We start from the raw sequence: 18,950 nt of genomic DNA, 5'->3' as shown, positions 1-18,950 counted from the left end.
GAGACCAAATAAAGAGCACCAACGCAACATATTCATTTTATTAATCATTTTTTTTATTTTTTTTAAAAAATTTCCATTTTTTTCCTAAAGTTTTTTACATCATCGCCGATAAACATTTTGGGAACAGGAAGCTCATATTAAAAATGAAATTCTTGATTACTAAACGGAAATAAAATCCCAAACAGGGATCAAGTCTGAGGAGACTATAAATATGGCTCAAGTTATTAATACCAACGTATCGTCGCTATTAGCACAACGTAACTTATCAAAAAGCAGTGATGCAATGTCTACAGCAATTCAAAGACTTTCATCTGGCTTAAAAATCAATAGTGCAAAAGATGACGCTGCAGGTCTTGCAATTTCTACATTAATGACAGCTCAAATTAATGGTGTGAATAAAGCAGCTCAAAACTCTAGCGATGCGATTTCTCTTGCGCGTATTGCTGAAGGCGGTATGGGTTCAGCTATTGACAACTTACAAAAAATGCGTGAATTGTCTGTACAAGCAGCAAACGGTACTAACAATTCTGCTGACCGTTTGGCATTACAAGATGAAGTCAGTCAGTTGATTAGCCAGATTAATGATATTGCAAACGACACGCAATTCAACGGTCAAAGCATTATTAACGGTGCATTCTCAAGTACAACATTCCAAGTAGGTGCTAACGCAAACCAAACTACTTCTTTTGGAATTGATAGTATTTCAGCTAGTTCTATAGGCTTCCTGGCACAAGCTACTGGTACTAACGTAACTACAGCTACTGCTACTGATATCACAATTGGTATGGCAGGTACTCCTGGAACTAAAACGATTGCTTCTTCTGCACTTTATGCTACCAGCATTGCAGGTCAAGGCGCTGGTTCTGCATTCGCGAAAGCAGCAGCAATCAATGCAGCAAACGTTAATGGCTTATCAGTTACTGCACAAACATCAGGTACTACTGGTGCCCTCGCTTTTGCTGGTGGTGCTTATGCTTTAGACATCAACGGCATAACCATATTTGATGGTGATGATACTGCTTTAACTGCAACTACATTGAATGATTTGATCAACAGCCAATCATCACAAACTGGTGTGGTATCTTCATTAGACGCAACTGGTACTATCGTTACTTTAGCTGCTGCTGATGGCCGTGATATTACTGTGACTGAAACTGGAGATACTCCATTAACAGCTGCAGGATCATTTACATCTGGTACTGCGTTAACCGGTACATTAACAATGACAGGTAACAACGTAATTTACTTAGGTGGTACTATTGCTGACTTAGGATTTACTTCCGGTACAATTATGACTGATACCAGCGGTATTGATACTCTGGACATTAGTACTCAATCAGGTGCAACAACAGCAATCCAAAGAATTGACTCAGCAATAGCAAGCATTACTGCTAACCGTGCTGCTATGGGTGCTATGGAAAACCGCTTTGAAGCAACTATTGCTAACTTAGAAAACATTTCTGATAACACTCAAGCTGCTCGTAGCCGTATCCAAGATACTGACTATGCAGCTGAAATGGCAAATTTAACTAAGAACCAAATCCTGCAACAAGCTGGAACTGCAATGTTGGCACAAGCAAACAGCATGCCACAATCTGTTCTTTCATTATTAAACTAATTGTAGGTATTTTAATCGAAGTACAGTCTACTGTACTTCGATTTTTATTTATTACCCTAACAGCTAAATATCTATTGCTATGGGAATAGGAATAATAAATGACAATTGAATCAATCCCCCCAACAAATAAAATGCTACAAGCTGATTTAGTAAAGCTTAATGACAAAAATATTAAACCAATGACAAAAAGTTCTACTTCCACAGAGAATTTAGATACTGACGTGAAGCAAACTATTGATAACGTAACTGGCTTACTACAAAGCATTGTAACCCTAAAAATTTCAGATAAAGTACTACGTAAAATACCTTCCGATGAATACTTGCATTTATTAAGTTTACTTGATGAAATAGTTAATGGATCCGTCAATAAACGGATTTAAAACGAATGATCTGCTTTTGAATAAATAAACGAATATAAGAATAATAATAAGGGACATTATGGGCTTATCATCACCTGGAATAGGATCTGGACTCGATATTAAAGGCATGGTGGATGCCATGGTTAAAGCGGACATAGCAAGTGCGCAAGCCCGCCATGATAAAAAATTAACCTATGCCAATGCAGAGATTTCCGCGATTGGACAAGTTAAAAGCATTTTAGCTAATTTGAAAACGACGCTAAATAACTTATCCAACATGAGCCAAATCACTAAAATGAAAAGCTCGATTAGCGACTCTAAATATTTTGATGCAACAATTACGACTCAGGCTCAACCGGGGACATACCAAGTGCAAGTGCAATCCCTTGCTCAATCCCAAAGCCTTTCCAGCGCTTATTTTGCAAACAGTGCTACCTCTTTAGGTGATGGTACGATTACTTTTAATTTCGGCACCTATAGCAGTGATCTAAGTACGTTTACTGCAAACTCAGAGGTAAATCCATTAACGATTACCATCGCCCCAGGAAGTGATAGCCTCCGTGCAGTTTGTGATGCAATCAATGCAGCAGATGCGGGAGTAAGTGCTTGTATCATACAAGATAGCTTAGGTGCTCGATTAAGTCTTACCTCTTCTGAAACAGGAGAGAACTATGCAATGCAAATTACTAGTGATATCACTGCCTTGAATTATGATCCAACAACGAGTAATACATCACTAACACAAAATTTAGCTGCACAAAATAGTGTCGTGCTCGTTAATGGTATGACAATAAATCAAAGTACAAATCAACTTAAAGATGTGCTTTCAGGAATTACACTTAACTTAAAAGAAGTTACCACTGGTTCAAACATTAGTTTAACGGTTTCAAACAACCAAGAGCATCTAACAACATGCATTAATGACTTCATCAAAAAATATAACGAATGCATGACGCTATTAGGTAGCGCAATAGGATATGACGCCGAGACTCAAACCAGTGGATTTTTCCAGGGTGACTCCCAAATCAAAGGTTTGAAGCAAAACATGCAGCACCTCATAAGCAGTTTTACTGCGCCAAGCGGTAGCCCTTTTCAGTCACTTACAGACATCGGTATTACCACTAAAAAAGGTGGTGCACTGGAGTTAGATCAAGATACGTTCAAAACAGCCCTCAATGAAAACTTTGAAGCCATCGGTGCTTTATTTGCAAAATCCATCACTGCAACAGATCCCAACATTCAAATTAACTCAATGGATACTAAAGTTGCTGCCGGAAGTTATGACGTATTTTTAACTGATTTTGTTCCTGGCGTGAATTTATCAGGACGTATTGGTGATCTTCCTGGAATATCTACTGATGGTATTACCATGACAGGAGCTGGGAAATTAAATACTTTATCAATTAACGTGCTTGCCGGTAGTACAGGTGATCGTGGTCAAATCATTGTTAATGATGGGGTTGCAGTCCTGCTAGATAAGATGCTTGATGGATATGTCGGTGAGAAAGGTGAATTTGAAGAGCGAACAGATGCATTAAATAAAGACGTAAATCAGTTAAATAAACAGCAACAACGAATTGATGATAAAAGCAAGATGCTGGAGCAAAAATATCTAAAACGATGGAATGCTGTCGATCTACTCATCTCAAAACTACAAGATACAAGCGGGATGCTTAGTCAAGTTCTGGCTAATTTACCCAAATTAAAAACTAAAGATTAATTCTATAAAACAATTGGCCAGCTCTAAAATTAAGTTGGCCAACTTACATACAGACTTAAGAGGTTTAATTCATGAAAAACCCATATAACAAAGCAGCAGAGCAATATAAATCTATTGAGTTAAAAACTCGAGTCGCGGCAGCAGATCCTCATGAGTTAATCAACTTACTCTTACAAGGCGCACGTAATCATATTGCTGCAGCGCAAGGAAGTATAGAACGCAAACAAATCCGCGAAAAAGGCGAGCACATAAGCAAAGCGTTGGGTATTGTTGCCGGTTTAAAAACTTGTCTAAATCAGGAAGAAGGTGGCGAAATAGCAGCTAACCTACTCCAAATTTATGAGCACATAGAAATATTACTTTTAAAAGCTAACCTGCATAATGATAAAGACTTATTGGCTAAATCGACTGAATTACTACGAGAAATACATGAAGCTTGGAAAGAAATTTCTCCCAAATCATCAGAAACAACAAATTAAACTTACTAATAAACGTAAATTATGTGCCACCCGTATTACAACTTCACCTAATACGGGCTCCCCCGAAAAATCCACTGCAAAATTTTTATAAAGTTATTCAGCAACATGCCGCTAAGGATAATATAAGCCCCACAAATTGAGATCATGCCATGAAAATTATGATATCAATCTTGATTTCAGTATACTTTATGTTGATTAGCCCATGTGCCCTAGCCGCCACACGTTATGGAGAAAGCTTATGTGCTTCATCAGATTACCTCTGTATTAAAATTAAAAAAGGAGAAAGTTGGGATCAACTCTTTCCTAATCCAGAAGAGCGCGATATGGTGCGCCGGATTAATCGCATGAACATATCCTTGCGTGCAGGAATGACCATTGCGGTTCCCAAAAACATCGATCGCCTCACAATTTATGATGTATCCCCATTCCCTCGTTATATAGAATCTACAGGTGAGAAAACGATTTACGTGAGTCAAAAAAAATTAGCCTGGGCAGCCTATGATGTCGATGGGGAACTTCTTTGGTGGGGGCCTATTTCATCTGGACTTAGTAAATGCCCTGGAGTACGTGGTGGATGCACTACACCTACTGGCTCATTTCGTATTATTCGCAAGCAAGATATAGATTGTGTCTCTACGGTATTCCCACAACGATCTTATGGTGAAAGCGGTGGCGCTTTAATGCCTTACTGCATGCACTTTTTCCGTGGTTATGCATTACATGGTAGCGATGATGTTCCAGGCTTTAGAGCAAGCCATGGTTGTGTACGCATGTTTACTGAAGATGCACGCTGGCTTAATGAAGAGTTTGTGGATTTACCAGGTGGGGGCATGCAAGGAACCAGAGTGGTAATAGATGCTCCGAATGATGCAAACGATAGATAAGGTGCTTGCTGAGCATAAAATATGGGCTTCTATTACACAGGCTGATATTTTATTTGATGTATTTGATATTAATGTGTTATTTTTAGCGGTTGGCTTTTGATTGGACGAATCTGGAGAATGAAACACTAATGGCACATTACAATACACAATCGCTAGAAAATTCTGGCAAAGGTTCCATTATGTCATGGATCGTATGGGGATTAGCTTGTTTGTTCTATTTTTATGAATGTCTTCTCCAAGTATCCCCCAGTGTGATGAGTAATGAGTTAATGCGGGATTTTGCTGTTACAGGGCAAACGCTAGGTATTTTATCAGGAGTCTATTTCTACTCTTATGCGGCAATGCAGCTCCCTGGTGGTGTGTTAATGGATTATTTTGGGCCCCATCGTCTTTTGACCCTGGCAACTATTGTTTGTGCGGGGAGTACCATTGCCTTTGGAATGACTGATAACTTTTTCATGGCGTGCATTGCCCGATTAATGATTGGCTTTGGTTCTGCTTTTGCCGCAGTAGGAACCATGAAATTAGCAGCAAACTGGTTCCCTGCACATCGCTTTGCACTATTAACCGGCTTAATGGTTACCCTTGGAATGCTTGGTGCCATTGGTGGTGAAACACCCTTAGCTCTGCTTATTGAAGCTTTTGGCTGGCGCAAAAGCATGATGATTATGGGCTACATTGGCCTTGTTCTCGCCGTATTGATTTTTATTATCGCTAAAGATGCACCCAAAAACTATCAGCCTGCAGTACATCATCATCCCCTAGAGGAAGAAGAGCATTTAATACCCAGCTTAATTGCCTTGATGAAAAACAAACAAATTTGGTTGGTCGCCTGTTATGGCGGACTAATGTATATGGCAACTCCCGTATTTTGTGGGCTTTGGGGTGTTCCATTCCTTATGGCAAAAATGGCAATTAGTAAAGAAACAGCCGCTAATTATATTTCCTTAGTATTTGTTGGTTGGGCTATTGCGAGCCCATTATGGGGAATATTTTCCAACCGCATTGGTCTACGCAAACCACCAATGTACATAGGCTGTGTCGGCGCCCTATTCTGCTCATCATTTTTTATCTTTGCTCCGATCACCACCTCTTTTTTAATGCAATTTTTCCTGTTTTTCTTTGGTATATTTTCTGCAGGCTTTTTACCCGCATTTACTGTAGTTAAAGAGTTGTGTAATAAAAAATACGTTGCGACCGGTTTAAGTTTTATGAACATGATGAATATGATAGGTATTGCTCTAGCTCAACCACTTATCGGCTATATCCTTGACAGATTATGGACCGGGGAATTAAATGGTACTGTCAGAGTATATCCCATGGAGGCCTATCATACTGGATTAGCAATTCTCCCATTAGGTATGTTTATCGCCTTACTTATTTTGCCTAAAATAAAAGAAACTTATTGTCAAAGCGTAAATTAAACACGTCTCAAACCAGTAGCCTTGATGCAGCGCAGTAATCAAGGCTTGGTTGTACCAGACACCCCATTGGTTGAGCTGCATCAAGGCTATCACTCTAAATTCACATCATAATCCATGAAGTTACTCACAAAAATGGCATTTTGAAGTTTCTTGGGTATAATACACACAAATTGTGATCTCAATGTAGGTTTAATCGGCACGCAACAAGCCTGCATTATCTTTAAAAGTAGATTTTTAATATGGCTAAAAAACTGTACATTAAAACGAATGGCTGCCAAATGAATGAATACGATTCAACAAAGATGGCAGAGGTATTGCGGGAATCTCATGGTCTGGAGAAAACAGATCAAGTTGAAGAAGCTGATGTAATATTACTTAATACCTGTTCTATTCGTGAAAAGGCGCAAGAAAAAGTATTTTCTCAACTCGGGCAATGGCGTGATTATAAAGCTAAAAACCCCCATGTGGTAATTGGCGTTGGCGGCTGTGTTGCCAGCCAGGAAGGCTCTGATATTGTTAAAAGAGCCCCCTTTGTGGACCTCGTTTTTGGCCCACAAACATTACATCGTCTTCCCGCCATGCTAAATGAGCGTATTGAAAAGAAAAAGCCTGTTGTTGATATTAGCTTTCCGGAAATTGAGAAATTTGACCATTTACCCGCGCCAAGAGCAGAAGGACCTACTGCCTTCGTATCCATTATGGAAGGATGCAGCAAATACTGCAGCTTCTGTGTAGTCCCCTATACTCGTGGTGAAGAAATCAGCCGTCCTTTTGATGATGTATTGGCTGAGTGCTACCATTTAGCAACCCAAGGAGTAAGAGAAATCAACTTACTTGGGCAAAACGTTAATGACTATCGTGGCAAAATGGAAAATGGTGACATCGCTGATTTAGCGCTTCTAATTCATTATATTGCGGCAATTGATGGAATTGGCAGAATTCGTTTCACCACCTCTCATCCATTAGCATTCTCAGATAATTTAATTAATGCCTATGCCGAAGTTCCTGAATTGGCAAATCACTTACATTTACCAATACAAAGTGGTTCTGATCGTATTTTAGGCCTGATGAAACGAGGTTATACCGCATTAGAATTTAAATCGAAAATCAGAAAACTACGTAAAGTACGTCCTGACATTCGCTTGTCTACTGATATTATCGTGGGTTTCCCTGGAGAAACAGATAAAGACTTCCAGGCGACTATGGATTTAGTGCATGAAATCGGCTTTGATATTTCCTTTAGCTTTATTTATAGCCCAAGACCAGGAACACCAGCAGCTAATTTACCTGATGACACCCCACTCGAAGTCAAAAAACAACGACTACAAATTCTACAAAATCGATTGTTGCTCCAATCGTCTCGTTATAGCCAATCAATGATTGATAGTACGCAAAGAATATTAGTTACTGGACATGCTAAAAGAGACAGCCAACAACTTTCTGGTCGTACTGAATGCAATCGTGTAGTAAATTTTGATGGCCCCGCTCATTTAATCGGCCAATTTGTTAATGTTCATATTAATGAGGCATTACCTAACTCATTACGTGGACGACTCGTTGAAGTTGAGGCTCACACATCCTAATGATAGAACATATTCAAAAACAATTAACCGTTCCCCGCGAGCATCATAATCAGCGCATAGATAGTGTGCTCGCGCATATGCTTCCCGAATATTCCCGCTCACAAATCAGTAACTGGATAAAAAGCGGTGCGATCACCATGAATCAAAAGTCCTGCAAACCTAAAGATAAGGCTTTGGATGGTGATCTTATTGAAATTAACGTGGATCTAAATGTAATTGACACCAGTTTCGAGTCTTGTGCTCCTGAAGCAATTCCATTAAATATCGTTTTTGAAGACGATGAGTTATTGGTATTGAATAAACCTGCCAATATGGTGGTACATCCAGGCGCTGGAAATCGGGAACATACCTTGGTTAATGCCTTATTACATCATGAGCCTGCTCAACATCATTTACCCAGAGCCGGGATTATTCATCGCTTGGATAAAGATACCACGGGCTTATTAGTGGTAGCCAAAAGCTTAACCGCACATACTTCCCTGATAAGGCAAATGCAGGCACGAGAAATTCAACGCCACTACATTACCTTAGTGCAAGGCCATCTTATTTCAGGGGGAACCATTGAGACAGGTTTTGGACGTCACCCGCGTAACCGCTTGAAAATGACAGTGCAAGAATATGGGCGCGAGGCAATTACTCATTATTCAATCAACAAGCAATACCAAGACTTTACTCTACTGGATGTTAAATTAATGACTGGGCGTACGCATCAAATTCGCGTTCATTTGGCACACATTAATCATCCAGTTGTTGGCGATCAACTTTATGGCGGTCGCATGAAAGTCCCTACCCAGGCATCATCTGAGCTTCGAACACTCATTCAGGAATTTAAAAGACAAGCCCTACACGCATGTAGCCTTTCTTTTTTCCATCCAAAAACGGATGAGGAGTTGACATTTACAGCGCCTTTACCTGATGATTTTCAATATCTTCTTAACACATTGGATGCGCATTATGAAGACTAATTTAGCCTGTTGGCCAGCGCCTAAAAATATCACCGCGCTGAGTACAACTCGTCTATCGGGATATAGCTTGCCCCCTTATAACTCCAATAACTTGGGATTAGGAATTGGAGATGATGATCAGCATGTTTTGCAAAACCGCCAACAACTGGTTGAGTTACTGCATTTACCTGGTGAACCTCAATGGCTACGTCAGACACACAGTACTCGTTGTGTGCTGGTAGAAGAAGATGTAAATCGTGAGGCAGATGCCTCAGTAACTCGTTCAAGTAAACATCCGCTCGTAATTCTTACCGCAGATTGTTTACCCATTACTCTATGCAATGTACAAGGCAATGAAATTGCCGCCATTCACGCAGGTTGGAAAGGCTTAGTAAATGGGATCGTAGAAAATACGCTTGCCAAAATGCACAGCAAAGCTTCTGACCTGCTCGCATGGATAGGACCCGCAATTTGCCAAAAATGTTATGAAGTGGGCGATGAGGTATACCAAACCTTCACTACGAAATATCCTTTTAGCAAAGAAGCATTTAAACCAGTTAACTCAAAATGGCTGGCTAATTTGCCGAAAATTGCGGAAATGGTGCTGAACTCACAAGGTATAAATGCGGTATATCAGTCCGAATTATGCACTTTTGAGTCAGAAAATGAGTTGTTTTCCTATCGAAAAACCTCTCAAACAGGTAGAATAGGCACCTTAATCTGGTTTAATAATCAACCTCAACCTCAGGACTAAAAATGATAAAAAGCATGAAAGTATTCTTTAGTGCCCTGCTCTTTGCAACCATGCCGCTAGCATATGCGGCCGAAGAAGTGGTTATGCCAAGTATGGCACCTGTATTAAAAAACATTATGCCTGCCATTGTGAATGTTGCCGTACAAGGTTACTTACCCAGTGAAATCAACGCTCCAGGCGCTGCAGCGGATGAAGAGGCACAAAATAATAGACGCTCAAGACAATTACCTGAAAAAGGACGCAAGTTTGAAAGCATAGGTTCAGGGGTAATTGTCGATCCGAACCAGGGAGTTATTATTACAAACGACCATGTGATTCGTAATGCCACTCTCATTACAATTACACTACAAGATGGTCGACGTTTAAAAGCAAAACTAATCGGTGGTGACAGTGAAACTGATTTGGCCGTGTTAAAAATTGATGCCAAAAACCTTAAATCATTGCCTCTAGGTGATTCAGATCAACTACAAGTTGGTGATTTTGTGGTAGCAATTGGTAACCCATTTGGCTTAAATAGTTTTGGTAACAGCCAATCTGCAACCTTTGGTATTGTTAGTGCCTTAAAGCGTAGCGATTTAAATATTGAAGGTGTAGAAAACTTCATCCAGACAGATGCTGCAATTAACCCAGGTAACTCAGGTGGTGCGCTGGTTAACTCTAAGGGTGAATTAATTGGTATCAATACAGCAATTCTTTCACCTTACGGTGGCAACGTAGGTATTGGTTTTGCTATTCCAATTAACATGGCAAAAGATGTTGCACAACAAATAATAAAATACGGTTCAATTCATCGCGGATTGATGGGGATTTTTGTTCAACACTTAACCCCTGAATTAGCCCAAGCGATGGGATATCCAGAAGATTTCCAAGGCGCCCTGGTTGCACAAGTAAATCCTGGTTCTCCAGCAGAATTTGCAGGTTTGAAAGCTGGCGATATTATTACCCAAATTAATAATACTAAAATTACCCAAGGAACTCAGGTAAAAACAACAGTAAGCTTATTGCGTGTAGGTTCTAGTGCCAAGATTATGGTTCAACGCGATGGTAAGCCAATCACTCTTGATGCAGTAGTTACTGATGTTAAATCTCATGAGCAAAAGCTGCAATCAAGCAACCCATTCCTTTATGGTTTAGCATTAAGAGCTTTTGATCAAGAAACACCACCTCATGGCAATGTCACAGGGGTTCAAGTTGTAGGTGCGGTAGAAAGCAGTGCTGGATGGCGAGCAGGTCTAAGACCTGGTGATATTATTATCTCGGCTAATAAATCTCCTGTTAAAGACGTAAAATCTCTGCAACACATTGCGCAGCAAAAGAAAAATGAGTTACTGGTACAAGTGTTACGTGGACCTGGTGCTCTTTATCTGTTGATTATCTAATTATGAAAACCTGGTTGCATGCAACCAGGTTTTTCTTTTGTAAAGCCTCAACCCAACACATTAATTTTATTGATTGATTTATATAAATAAGGCTAAAATAGTAAAAAAATTGCCCTAAGAAATGGATTTTTAAATGCCCAAAATGGTCAAAGTGGCTGTATACCTGGTTACTTTATTGTTGAATCTTAGCTGTTATGCAGGCAACCCCTTATGGACGATTACCCCGAATCCAGATTACCCACCACAAATATCACTCACATCAACAAACTCTGCGACAATTAAATACACTATCACGAATAATTCCCATAGACCCCATACGCTTGTAATGAAACCCATTCAAGGAATTACGCAAATCACAAGTGCTGGAAATTGCCCCAGTTCATTTACTTTGGCTTATAAACAATCGTGCACCCTAAATTTATTAGTTAATGGTAGCCTTTTAAGCGGCAATATCTATGGCGGCCCCATTATATGTCAGCAAGGAAGCATGCTTGAATGCTATCAACCGAGCATAGCGAATACTTTAAATATCATCTTTGTCCCCTTAACAAAATACCTAATTACTCCATTAATGCGCATGAATGGAGTAATCACGCCAAACACACCGCAAACAGTATATGCCGGAACCAACTTAACATTTAGGGCAATACCAAGCGTTGGATATCAAGTGGATCAATGGCTTGTTGATGGTGGAATTGCTCAAAAAGGCGGCTCAACCTTAACTCTATCTCAGATTGATGCAAATCACACCGTAGAAGCAAGCTTTACACGTAGTGGAATAATCTATGCGGGAACCGCTAGTGGCTTTGTTTATTTTTCTACGGATAATGGTTTAACCTGGAATGCCAGCACCCCACCCTCTAGTGGATATAGCGTCAATGGTGTTTTTGCAAACGCCTCAACCCTGTATGCAGCAAGTGCCGATGGCAAAGTATATTATTCAACGAATAATGGCTCCTCTTGGAATGCTACTTCAACAGTTAGTGGAAACAGCCCCGTAAATAGTGTTTTTGTACTAGGAAACGGCTCGATTACCATTTATTGTGGAACCCAAGATGGACATGTTTATTATTCTACTGATGGCTCTACATGGACAGCAACAGCAAATCCAGGCACAGGGGCTGTAAATAGCCTATTCATCACACCAACCAGTACAATTTATGCCGGAAGTCAGGATGGGAACGTTTATTATTCACTAAATAATGGAACTAGCTGGCACCTAATTAATGGTCCAGAAACAAGTAGTTCCGTACCGGTATACAATGTGTTCGCCACCAATAGCCAACTTTATGTCAACACGCGGCAAACGACCTCTAATGATACATTACCCCCAGGAACAATTGATTTTGAATACACTTATACAAGCAATAGCCTCACCGATGCTAATCCGATATGGAGTCTGTTATCACAGATAACCTATACCTTATTCGTCAACGCTGATGCGAGTTTAATTTATGCTGGCACCCAAGGTGGTTATGTCTTCTCATTAACAACGGGTGATGAATTGGGATTTGTAACCTATAGCCCCATAACCAGCTTATATTTTCTAGATTAATTGAGTCATAGGGAGATAACTCATGTCAAAACTTAAATTCTTATTGCCACTGGGCTTTATGGTAATGACTTCCTATGCGAATACAATAAAGGATTTCGCGCCGATATTCAGTACTGGTTTTAATTTGCTAAGCCAGGCAAATTTGATCAAACCAGTCACAGCAAGTACAGAGCTATCATTTACTGTATGGCTGAAATTACGCAATAAGGAAGCACTAAATCAGCTTGTTCAAGATGTTTATGATGCGGATAGTCCTCGTTATCATCACTATTTGACTACAGATATTTATGAGCAACAATTTGCTCCAAGCAGAGATACAGAAGAGTTAATTCAACATTTTTTTACCGCCCAAGGTATGCGAGCTAAAATAGTAAATCACAGTATTCGTGTAACAGGTACAGCAAAGCAAATCGAACGCGCACTCCAAGTACAAATGAATTATTATCGTTATCAACAAGAAACCTTTTATGCTAATGCTAACCAGCCAAAATGTCCCGCAGAACTCGCTGAATTTATTTCAGAAATTACCGGGCTTAATAATATCCCTGAATTTCATTCCAATCGAAGGAGCACCATTCAGCAAGAACCACCACAAATTGATGAATTAAATTTTATTTGGCGCAATTTTATGCCTAGCGCGATTCCTACCACTATTTCCTTACAAGGTTTTACGGGAGCCAATCTACAAAAAACCTATAACCTGAACAATATTCCCAGAATTAATGGGGTACATTTAAATGGTGCAGGGCAAACCTTAGTGATTGTTGATAAATGTGGTTCTAATGGACCTGCGCAAATATTAAGTGATGCCAATCAATATTTTATTAGCAATGGCATTACCCCGTTTAAGGTATCAGGGGCAACGAAGAATTTTGCCATCATTAATCCTGATGGTACTCCTTTTACATCCTGCCCAGGGACTCCTTCGTTTAGTAGAGAAATTGTTTTAGATGTTGAAGCATCCCACACCATTGCCCCCGGTAATAATACTGCTTTAGTTTTGGGAACAAACCAGCGTGATACATTAATTGATGTGATTAATACTTTAATTCAGAATAACTACAGCATCCACGGCTTTAAGAATGCCTACGTTATTTCCAATAGCTGGAGCGGAGCTGAAATTAATGACCCGGCACTGGAATCCGCATTAGAGCTTGCCGCCGCGGCAGGAATCAGTGTGAATTTTTCTTCTGGAGATTGTGGCGATAATACCTACCCAACCTCGTCAAAATGTAGCGGAACGTGGCCCTCGCCACTGACAGTAAATTATCCATCCAGTTCGGCTTATGTTACTGCCATAGGAGCAACTGCCTTATTTGTGGACGCCAATTACCGCTATGCCTTTGAAACCGTTTGGGGAACAGTACGCTCTATTGGTGGTACCTTATCCTACGATGGGGGCACAGGTGGAGGAATTAGTCAGTATTACGGGCCTGTCGCATGGCAAGGTTCGATCAATAACTTTACTGCTGGGGGTTACGGAGTTATCAGCAACTATGGCAGCCGACGTGCTTTACCGGACGTTGCAATGCTTGGTGATCCGCAAACAGGCCTATTAATTATTGCTAATGGAGCCCAAGTACAAGATGGTGGCACCAGTTTGGCTTGCCCCTTATTTTCCGCGACCTTGGTGTTAGTAAATCAAGCACGTAGTTTATTAAATAAGGGAACCCCTATTGGGCAAGCAGCGCCTTACTTATATCAAAAGAATGATGTTTTACTTGCCAACAGAGCGATTAATTTGATTATTCCCCCAGCTCTGATTATTAGTGGTGCTACCCCGCCCCCATCGAACACAATACAGAATACTCCAGCTCCGGCCTCTGCATTTACACTTGGTCATATAACCTTTGGTTGGGATTCAGCTCTTACAGTTGAGCCCGAAGATCAGTTTTGGAATGACGCTGTTGGAGTGGGCTCACCCAATATTCCTAATTTTGTGATAACGATGGCGAACATGTAGTTATCAAATCCGTGTAGCCTGGTTGCACACAACAAGGCTACACCTAACAATTAATGTGACGCCGTTCATCTGAACAATTAATCAACAAAAACAATCGAATTATTAGATTTATAAAAAAAAATATTATTTTTATTAATTTAAGTATTGACATATGCCCGCTAAAAGGACAAAATCTCGGTCCTCGCGGCTATGTAGCTCAGTCGGTTAGAGCGCGGCACTCATAATGCTGAGGTCGGTGGTTCGAGTCCACCCATAGCCACCATTTTCCTTTTAAAATCAATCATCTTTCCTTAAAATATCAAAAAATTTGTTGTTAAGTTTTTAAATTTAGATATCATGTTACTATCTAGGATTTTGCGGTTTTTCAATGCGCTCGATAGTACTTACATTTTTAATATTATGTTCTACATTTGTTTATGCAAATGACATTAATATTTCGACAACCACCAAGGATGGAAATACAACGTTCTTTCTTCAGGCTGGCGCCTTTAATTTAGAAAAAGATGCTCAACAACGAAAAAAGCAATTGTCCACCTTAGTTAACTCACCAATAGAAATTAAAAATCTATCCGATAAACGTCTCTATCTCGTGCAAATCGGCCCAATAAATGATTACCCAACTGCAAGAGAATTACAGCGTACACTTTCTCAAAAAATAAATACTTCTAATAATAACGCAACATCCAAAAATCAATCTTCTTTAGTTGCTGCAAACTCAACAGCTAATGGTGCAGATACAACACAAACAATGTCTGAAGTGTCTGAAGACAGCCAATTATGGAATTTACGCAATGCAGACATTCGCGCGGTTATTGCTGAGGTTTCTCGTGTTACGGGTAAAAACTTTGTGATTGATCCAAGAGTACAAGGAAAAATATCCATCGTATCCTCCACTCCAATGTCCTCCCATGAACTGTACCAGGTTTTTCTTTCTGTCCTTCAGGTTTCTGGATATGCAGCAATTCCCAGTGGCGAAATTATTAAAATTATTCCTAATATTGATGCCAAAACACAATCATCTGATCTAAGAATTCCTCCGCAAGGCGATGACATGATGGTTGCAGTGGTGCCTGTACACTATGTCCCTGCAGAACAATTAGTCCCCGTTTTAAGGCCTTTAATGCCACAATGGAGTAGCGTGTCTGCTTATGGTCCCTCCAATATGTTGATTCTTTCGGGGCGTGCAAATAATATTAAAAGCCTTGCTGATATCATAAAACAGGTTGATAACTCAGCAGCCAACGGAATTGATATTGTTCCACTTAGACATTCTTTAGCGATGGATATCGCAAATACACTGAAGGACCTAATCAAAGCCCAACCGAATATGGCCGGAGGGCGAACACAAATTTCTATTTCCGCAGATGATCGCTCCAACTCTCTTTTAGTTAGCGGCTCCAAAACAGATAGAATACGGCTGAGAATGCTTATTCTAAAGCTAGACCGAGAAAGCTCAACAGGCCTAAATGGCAATACTCAAGTTGTGTATCTCAATTACATGCGTGCCGAAGATCTGGTCCCTATTCTTGCAGGTATTGCTCAAGCAAACTTTAGTGGAAATGTAGGCACAACAATGGGAACCATTACCAGACCAGCCTTAGATAGTACAAATCCTGCTTCAAATCTTGTAAATAATAGCCAAAATAATCAAATGAGCTCAAGCACGAGTAATAGTGGCAGTGGTTTGTCTTCTTCTGCTGCTACAGCAAATACCTCTGCAGCCAGCACCCAAAATGAAGGTTCCACTAAGCCAACAGTACAAATCATTGGCGAACCAAACACTAACTCCATTATTCTTAATGCCCCCGCCTCTGTTATTCGCATTTTAAAGCGCGTTATTTCGCAATTAGATATTAAACCTGCACAATTATTAATTGAGGCCTTAGTTGCTGAAATTAACCAAGAAGATGCAAATGACCTGGGTATTGAATGGGGTACGAATCAACAAACAGGAAAACCTTCTAGCTTTAGAAATGGATTTGCTATTATCAATAACCAAACTAGATTTGATGATTTCCAAGCGCAAATTTATGCACTAGCTCGCGCGCACAAGGCGAATATATTATCAACACCATCAGTTGTAGTTCTTGATAATCGTCAGGCAAAAATCCTTGTGGGTAAACAGGTTTCTGTTGCGGCTAGTAATTATCCAAACAATGCGAATGGCACCACAACAGCAAGCCCATTTACCACCTTCGATCGAGTTAACGTAGCATTGCATCTGTATGTAAGACCACAAATTACCCGTGACAATGGTATTCAAATGCAAATTGACCAAGGTAATGATACTTTAGATCCACCAGTAGTAGCAGAGACATCAACCATACCAACCTTTAGAATCAGTAGTATTGTAACCTCAGTACATGTCGAAAGTGGTAATGTAGTTGTCTTAGGGGGATTAACCCAAGATAGTCTGAGTAGTGACAATAACCGTATTCCTATTCTTGGTGATATACCTGGTGTTGGCAGATTATTTAAACGGAGTATACACACAAGAGATAAGCGAGTACTTATGGTGTTTATCAAGCCTATTATTCTCCGGAATGAACGTGATACGGTGCATGCGACTGATCAGAGATACAACCATACTCGTCAGTATCAATTGGATTGGTTACGCTCAGAAGAGGCCTATCTGCAAAGTAATAACTCGACAGTATTACCTGCATTAAACCGAGCCGACTTACCTAGACCCTTTAGCCGCCCACCTTTATTAGTGACTAAATAAACTATGGATGCTGAAGAGAAATCACTTAAAATTCCATATAGTTTTGCAAAGAACCATGGAATTGTTGTTGGGACCGAGTTAGTCGATGGAAAAGCTATTGTTTACCATCTACCCACTGTGTCCCTCCAATCACTTGCTGAAGTAAAGCGACTATTGCAGTATGAGTTGTCATTAAAACCAGTTGATGAGACAGCTTTTCAACAACACCTGGCAAATACCTATCAGTCTAAATCATCTATTTTAGAAGCCGCTGGTGGTATGGAAGAGGATATGGATCTTTCATTATTAGCAAGTCAGCTTCCAGTCAGTGAGGACTTATTAGAAAATCAGGATGATGCACCAATTATCCGTTTACTTAATGCCTTATTTACACAAGCAATAAAACAAAAAGCATCAGATATTCATATTGAAACCTATGAGGATCGCGTATTAGTTCGTAATCGTATTGATGGGGTTTTACATGAAGTATTAGAGATTCAACGTGCTATTGCTCCCTTAGTTATTTCTAGGGTAAAGGTAATGGCTAAACTTGATATCGCTGAAAAACGCATACCACAAGATGGTCGTATTTCATTACGCATCGGTGGACATAATATCGACGTGCGGGTATCTACCCTACCCTCAAATCATGGTGAACGTGTGGTATTGCGGATTCTGGACAAGCAAGCGGCCCAATTAGATTTAAATCTGTTGGGTATGCCAGCTTCAGCCTTAGTAACAATTCGCGAATTAATTGCCGAACCGCATGGAATTATTTTGGTTACCGGCCCTACAGGCTCAGGAAAAACAACCTCACTGTACGCAATGCTTACCGAATTAAATGAGGTTACGCGAAATATTTTGACCATTGAAGACCCAATTGAATATGACTTAGAAGGAATAGGCCAAACTCAAGTTAATACCAAAGTTCAAATGACCTTTGCTAAGGGCTTAAGAGCTATATTACGGCAGGATCCAGATGTGGTGATGATTGGAGAGATTCGTGACCTGGAAACAGCCGAAATCGCGGTACAAGCGAGTTTAACGGGACACTTGGTGCTTTCCACCTTACATACCAATAGCGCATTGGGTGCATTAACACGTTTGCGTGATATGGGCGTGGAATCATTCCTTTTGTCATCAAGTATTGTTGGTTTGATTGCACAACGTCTAGTTCGCAGGCTCTGCCCTCATTGTAAAACACCGCATCAATTAAGAGATGATGAAAAAGAATTAATGGGCCTTGCTCCTAATGCGGATTTATCTAAGGTATTTGAGCCTAAGGGTTGTGATTTATGTAATCATCTGGGATATCGTGGCCGAACAAGTATTTATGAATTAATCACCATTGATGACACCTTAAGAGGCATGATTCATCGAAATGATAATTTGCAGCTAATGGAAGAATATCTAAGACCGACCATGCCGAGTATTCGTGATGATGGTTTTAAACGCGTTCTCGCGGGTGATACTGCTCTAGCAGAAGTGCTTCGTGTGACGACACAGAATTAACAATAATCGTACGATCACTTGATCCTCCTCAGCCGTAACCCGTATTAGACAAAGTCGTAACACGGGTATTAT

The 18,950-nt window shown here is 40.1% G+C and carries 14 protein-coding genes and 1 tRNA gene; all 15 read left to right on the top strand.

The features are described 5' to 3' along the window. The first annotated feature begins 211 nt into the window (after positions 1-211). The 15 genes from J2N86_RS07205 to lspE all read left to right on the top strand — a co-directional run bounded on the left by J2N86_RS07205 (position 212) and on the right by lspE (position 18,878). Positions 212-1,618: a flagellin N-terminal helical domain-containing protein gene (locus tag J2N86_RS07205; protein WP_252578645.1), complete on the top strand. Its 1,407-nt coding sequence runs from the start codon at positions 212-214 to the stop codon at positions 1,616-1,618. Between the two features lie 98 nt (positions 1,619-1,716). Beyond that, on the top strand, positions 1,717-1,998 hold the full coding sequence (locus J2N86_RS07200; protein ID WP_252578644.1) for a hypothetical protein: 282 nt from the start codon (positions 1,717-1,719) through the stop codon (positions 1,996-1,998). A 58-nt stretch (positions 1,999-2,056) separates the two neighbouring features. Next, the gene (gene fliD, locus J2N86_RS07195) at positions 2,057-3,697 is read left to right on the top strand and encodes a flagellar filament capping protein FliD (protein ID WP_252578643.1); all 1,641 of its coding nucleotides are present in this window, start codon (positions 2,057-2,059) and stop codon (positions 3,695-3,697) included. Positions 3,698-3,768: 71 nt separating this feature from the next. Continuing rightward, positions 3,769-4,176, top strand: a complete 408-nt coding sequence (gene fliS / locus J2N86_RS07190) for a flagellar export chaperone FliS (protein ID WP_252578642.1) — start codon at positions 3,769-3,771, stop codon at positions 4,174-4,176. 158 nt (positions 4,177-4,334) lie between these two features. After that, complete coding sequence (locus J2N86_RS07185; protein ID WP_407658987.1) at positions 4,335-5,060, top strand: L,D-transpeptidase; 726 nt, start codon at positions 4,335-4,337, stop codon at positions 5,058-5,060. Positions 5,061-5,188: 128 nt separating this feature from the next. Beyond that, a complete protein-coding gene (locus J2N86_RS07180; RefSeq protein ID WP_322790899.1) occupies positions 5,189-6,484 on the top strand; it encodes an MFS transporter in 1,296 nt (431 codons plus the stop codon). A 239-nt stretch (positions 6,485-6,723) separates the two neighbouring features. Beyond that, on the top strand, positions 6,724-8,067 hold the full coding sequence (gene miaB / locus J2N86_RS07175) for a tRNA (N6-isopentenyl adenosine(37)-C2)-methylthiotransferase MiaB (RefSeq protein ID WP_252578637.1): 1,344 nt from the start codon (positions 6,724-6,726) through the stop codon (positions 8,065-8,067). Beyond that, the gene (gene rluD / locus J2N86_RS07170; RefSeq protein WP_252578636.1) at positions 8,067-9,032 is read left to right on the top strand and encodes a 23S rRNA pseudouridine(1911/1915/1917) synthase RluD; all 966 of its coding nucleotides are present in this window, start codon (positions 8,067-8,069) and stop codon (positions 9,030-9,032) included. Before miaB ends, rluD begins: the two co-directional genes overlap by 1 nt. Continuing rightward, the gene (gene pgeF, locus J2N86_RS07165) at positions 9,022-9,765 is read left to right on the top strand and encodes a peptidoglycan editing factor PgeF (protein ID WP_252578635.1); all 744 of its coding nucleotides are present in this window, start codon (positions 9,022-9,024) and stop codon (positions 9,763-9,765) included. Before rluD ends, pgeF begins: the two co-directional genes overlap by 11 nt. Before the next feature lie 2 nt (positions 9,766-9,767). Continuing rightward, positions 9,768-11,144 carry a Do family serine endopeptidase gene (locus J2N86_RS07160; protein ID WP_252578634.1) on the top strand — a complete coding sequence of 459 codons (1,377 nt, stop codon included), beginning with the start codon at positions 9,768-9,770 and terminating at the stop codon, positions 11,142-11,144. 133 nt (positions 11,145-11,277) lie between these two features. Further along, on the top strand, positions 11,278-12,699 hold the full coding sequence (locus J2N86_RS07155; RefSeq protein WP_252578632.1) for an exo-alpha-sialidase: 1,422 nt from the start codon (positions 11,278-11,280) through the stop codon (positions 12,697-12,699). A 22-nt stretch (positions 12,700-12,721) separates the two neighbouring features. Continuing rightward, entirely contained in the window at positions 12,722-14,662 is a 1,941-nt protein-coding gene (locus J2N86_RS07150) for a S53 family peptidase (protein ID WP_252578631.1), read from the top strand. A gap of 185 nt (positions 14,663-14,847) precedes the next feature. Further along, positions 14,848-14,924, top strand: a tRNA-Met gene (locus tag J2N86_RS07145). Between the two features lie 105 nt (positions 14,925-15,029). Continuing rightward, positions 15,030-17,387, top strand: coding sequence for a GspD family T2SS secretin variant LspD (gene lspD / locus J2N86_RS07140; RefSeq protein WP_252582301.1), 2,358 nt, complete (start codon positions 15,030-15,032; stop codon positions 17,385-17,387). 3 nt (positions 17,388-17,390) lie between these two features. Beyond that, a complete protein-coding gene (lspE, locus tag J2N86_RS07135; protein ID WP_252582298.1) occupies positions 17,391-18,878 on the top strand; it encodes a GspE family T2SS ATPase variant LspE in 1,488 nt (495 codons plus the stop codon). Positions 18,879-18,950: the final 72 nt, after the last annotated feature.

The organism is Legionella lytica (genome assembly GCF_023921225.1).
GTDB lineage: Bacteria > Pseudomonadota > Gammaproteobacteria > Legionellales > Legionellaceae > Legionella > Legionella lytica.
This window is presented reverse-complemented; position numbering and strand designations above follow the sequence as displayed.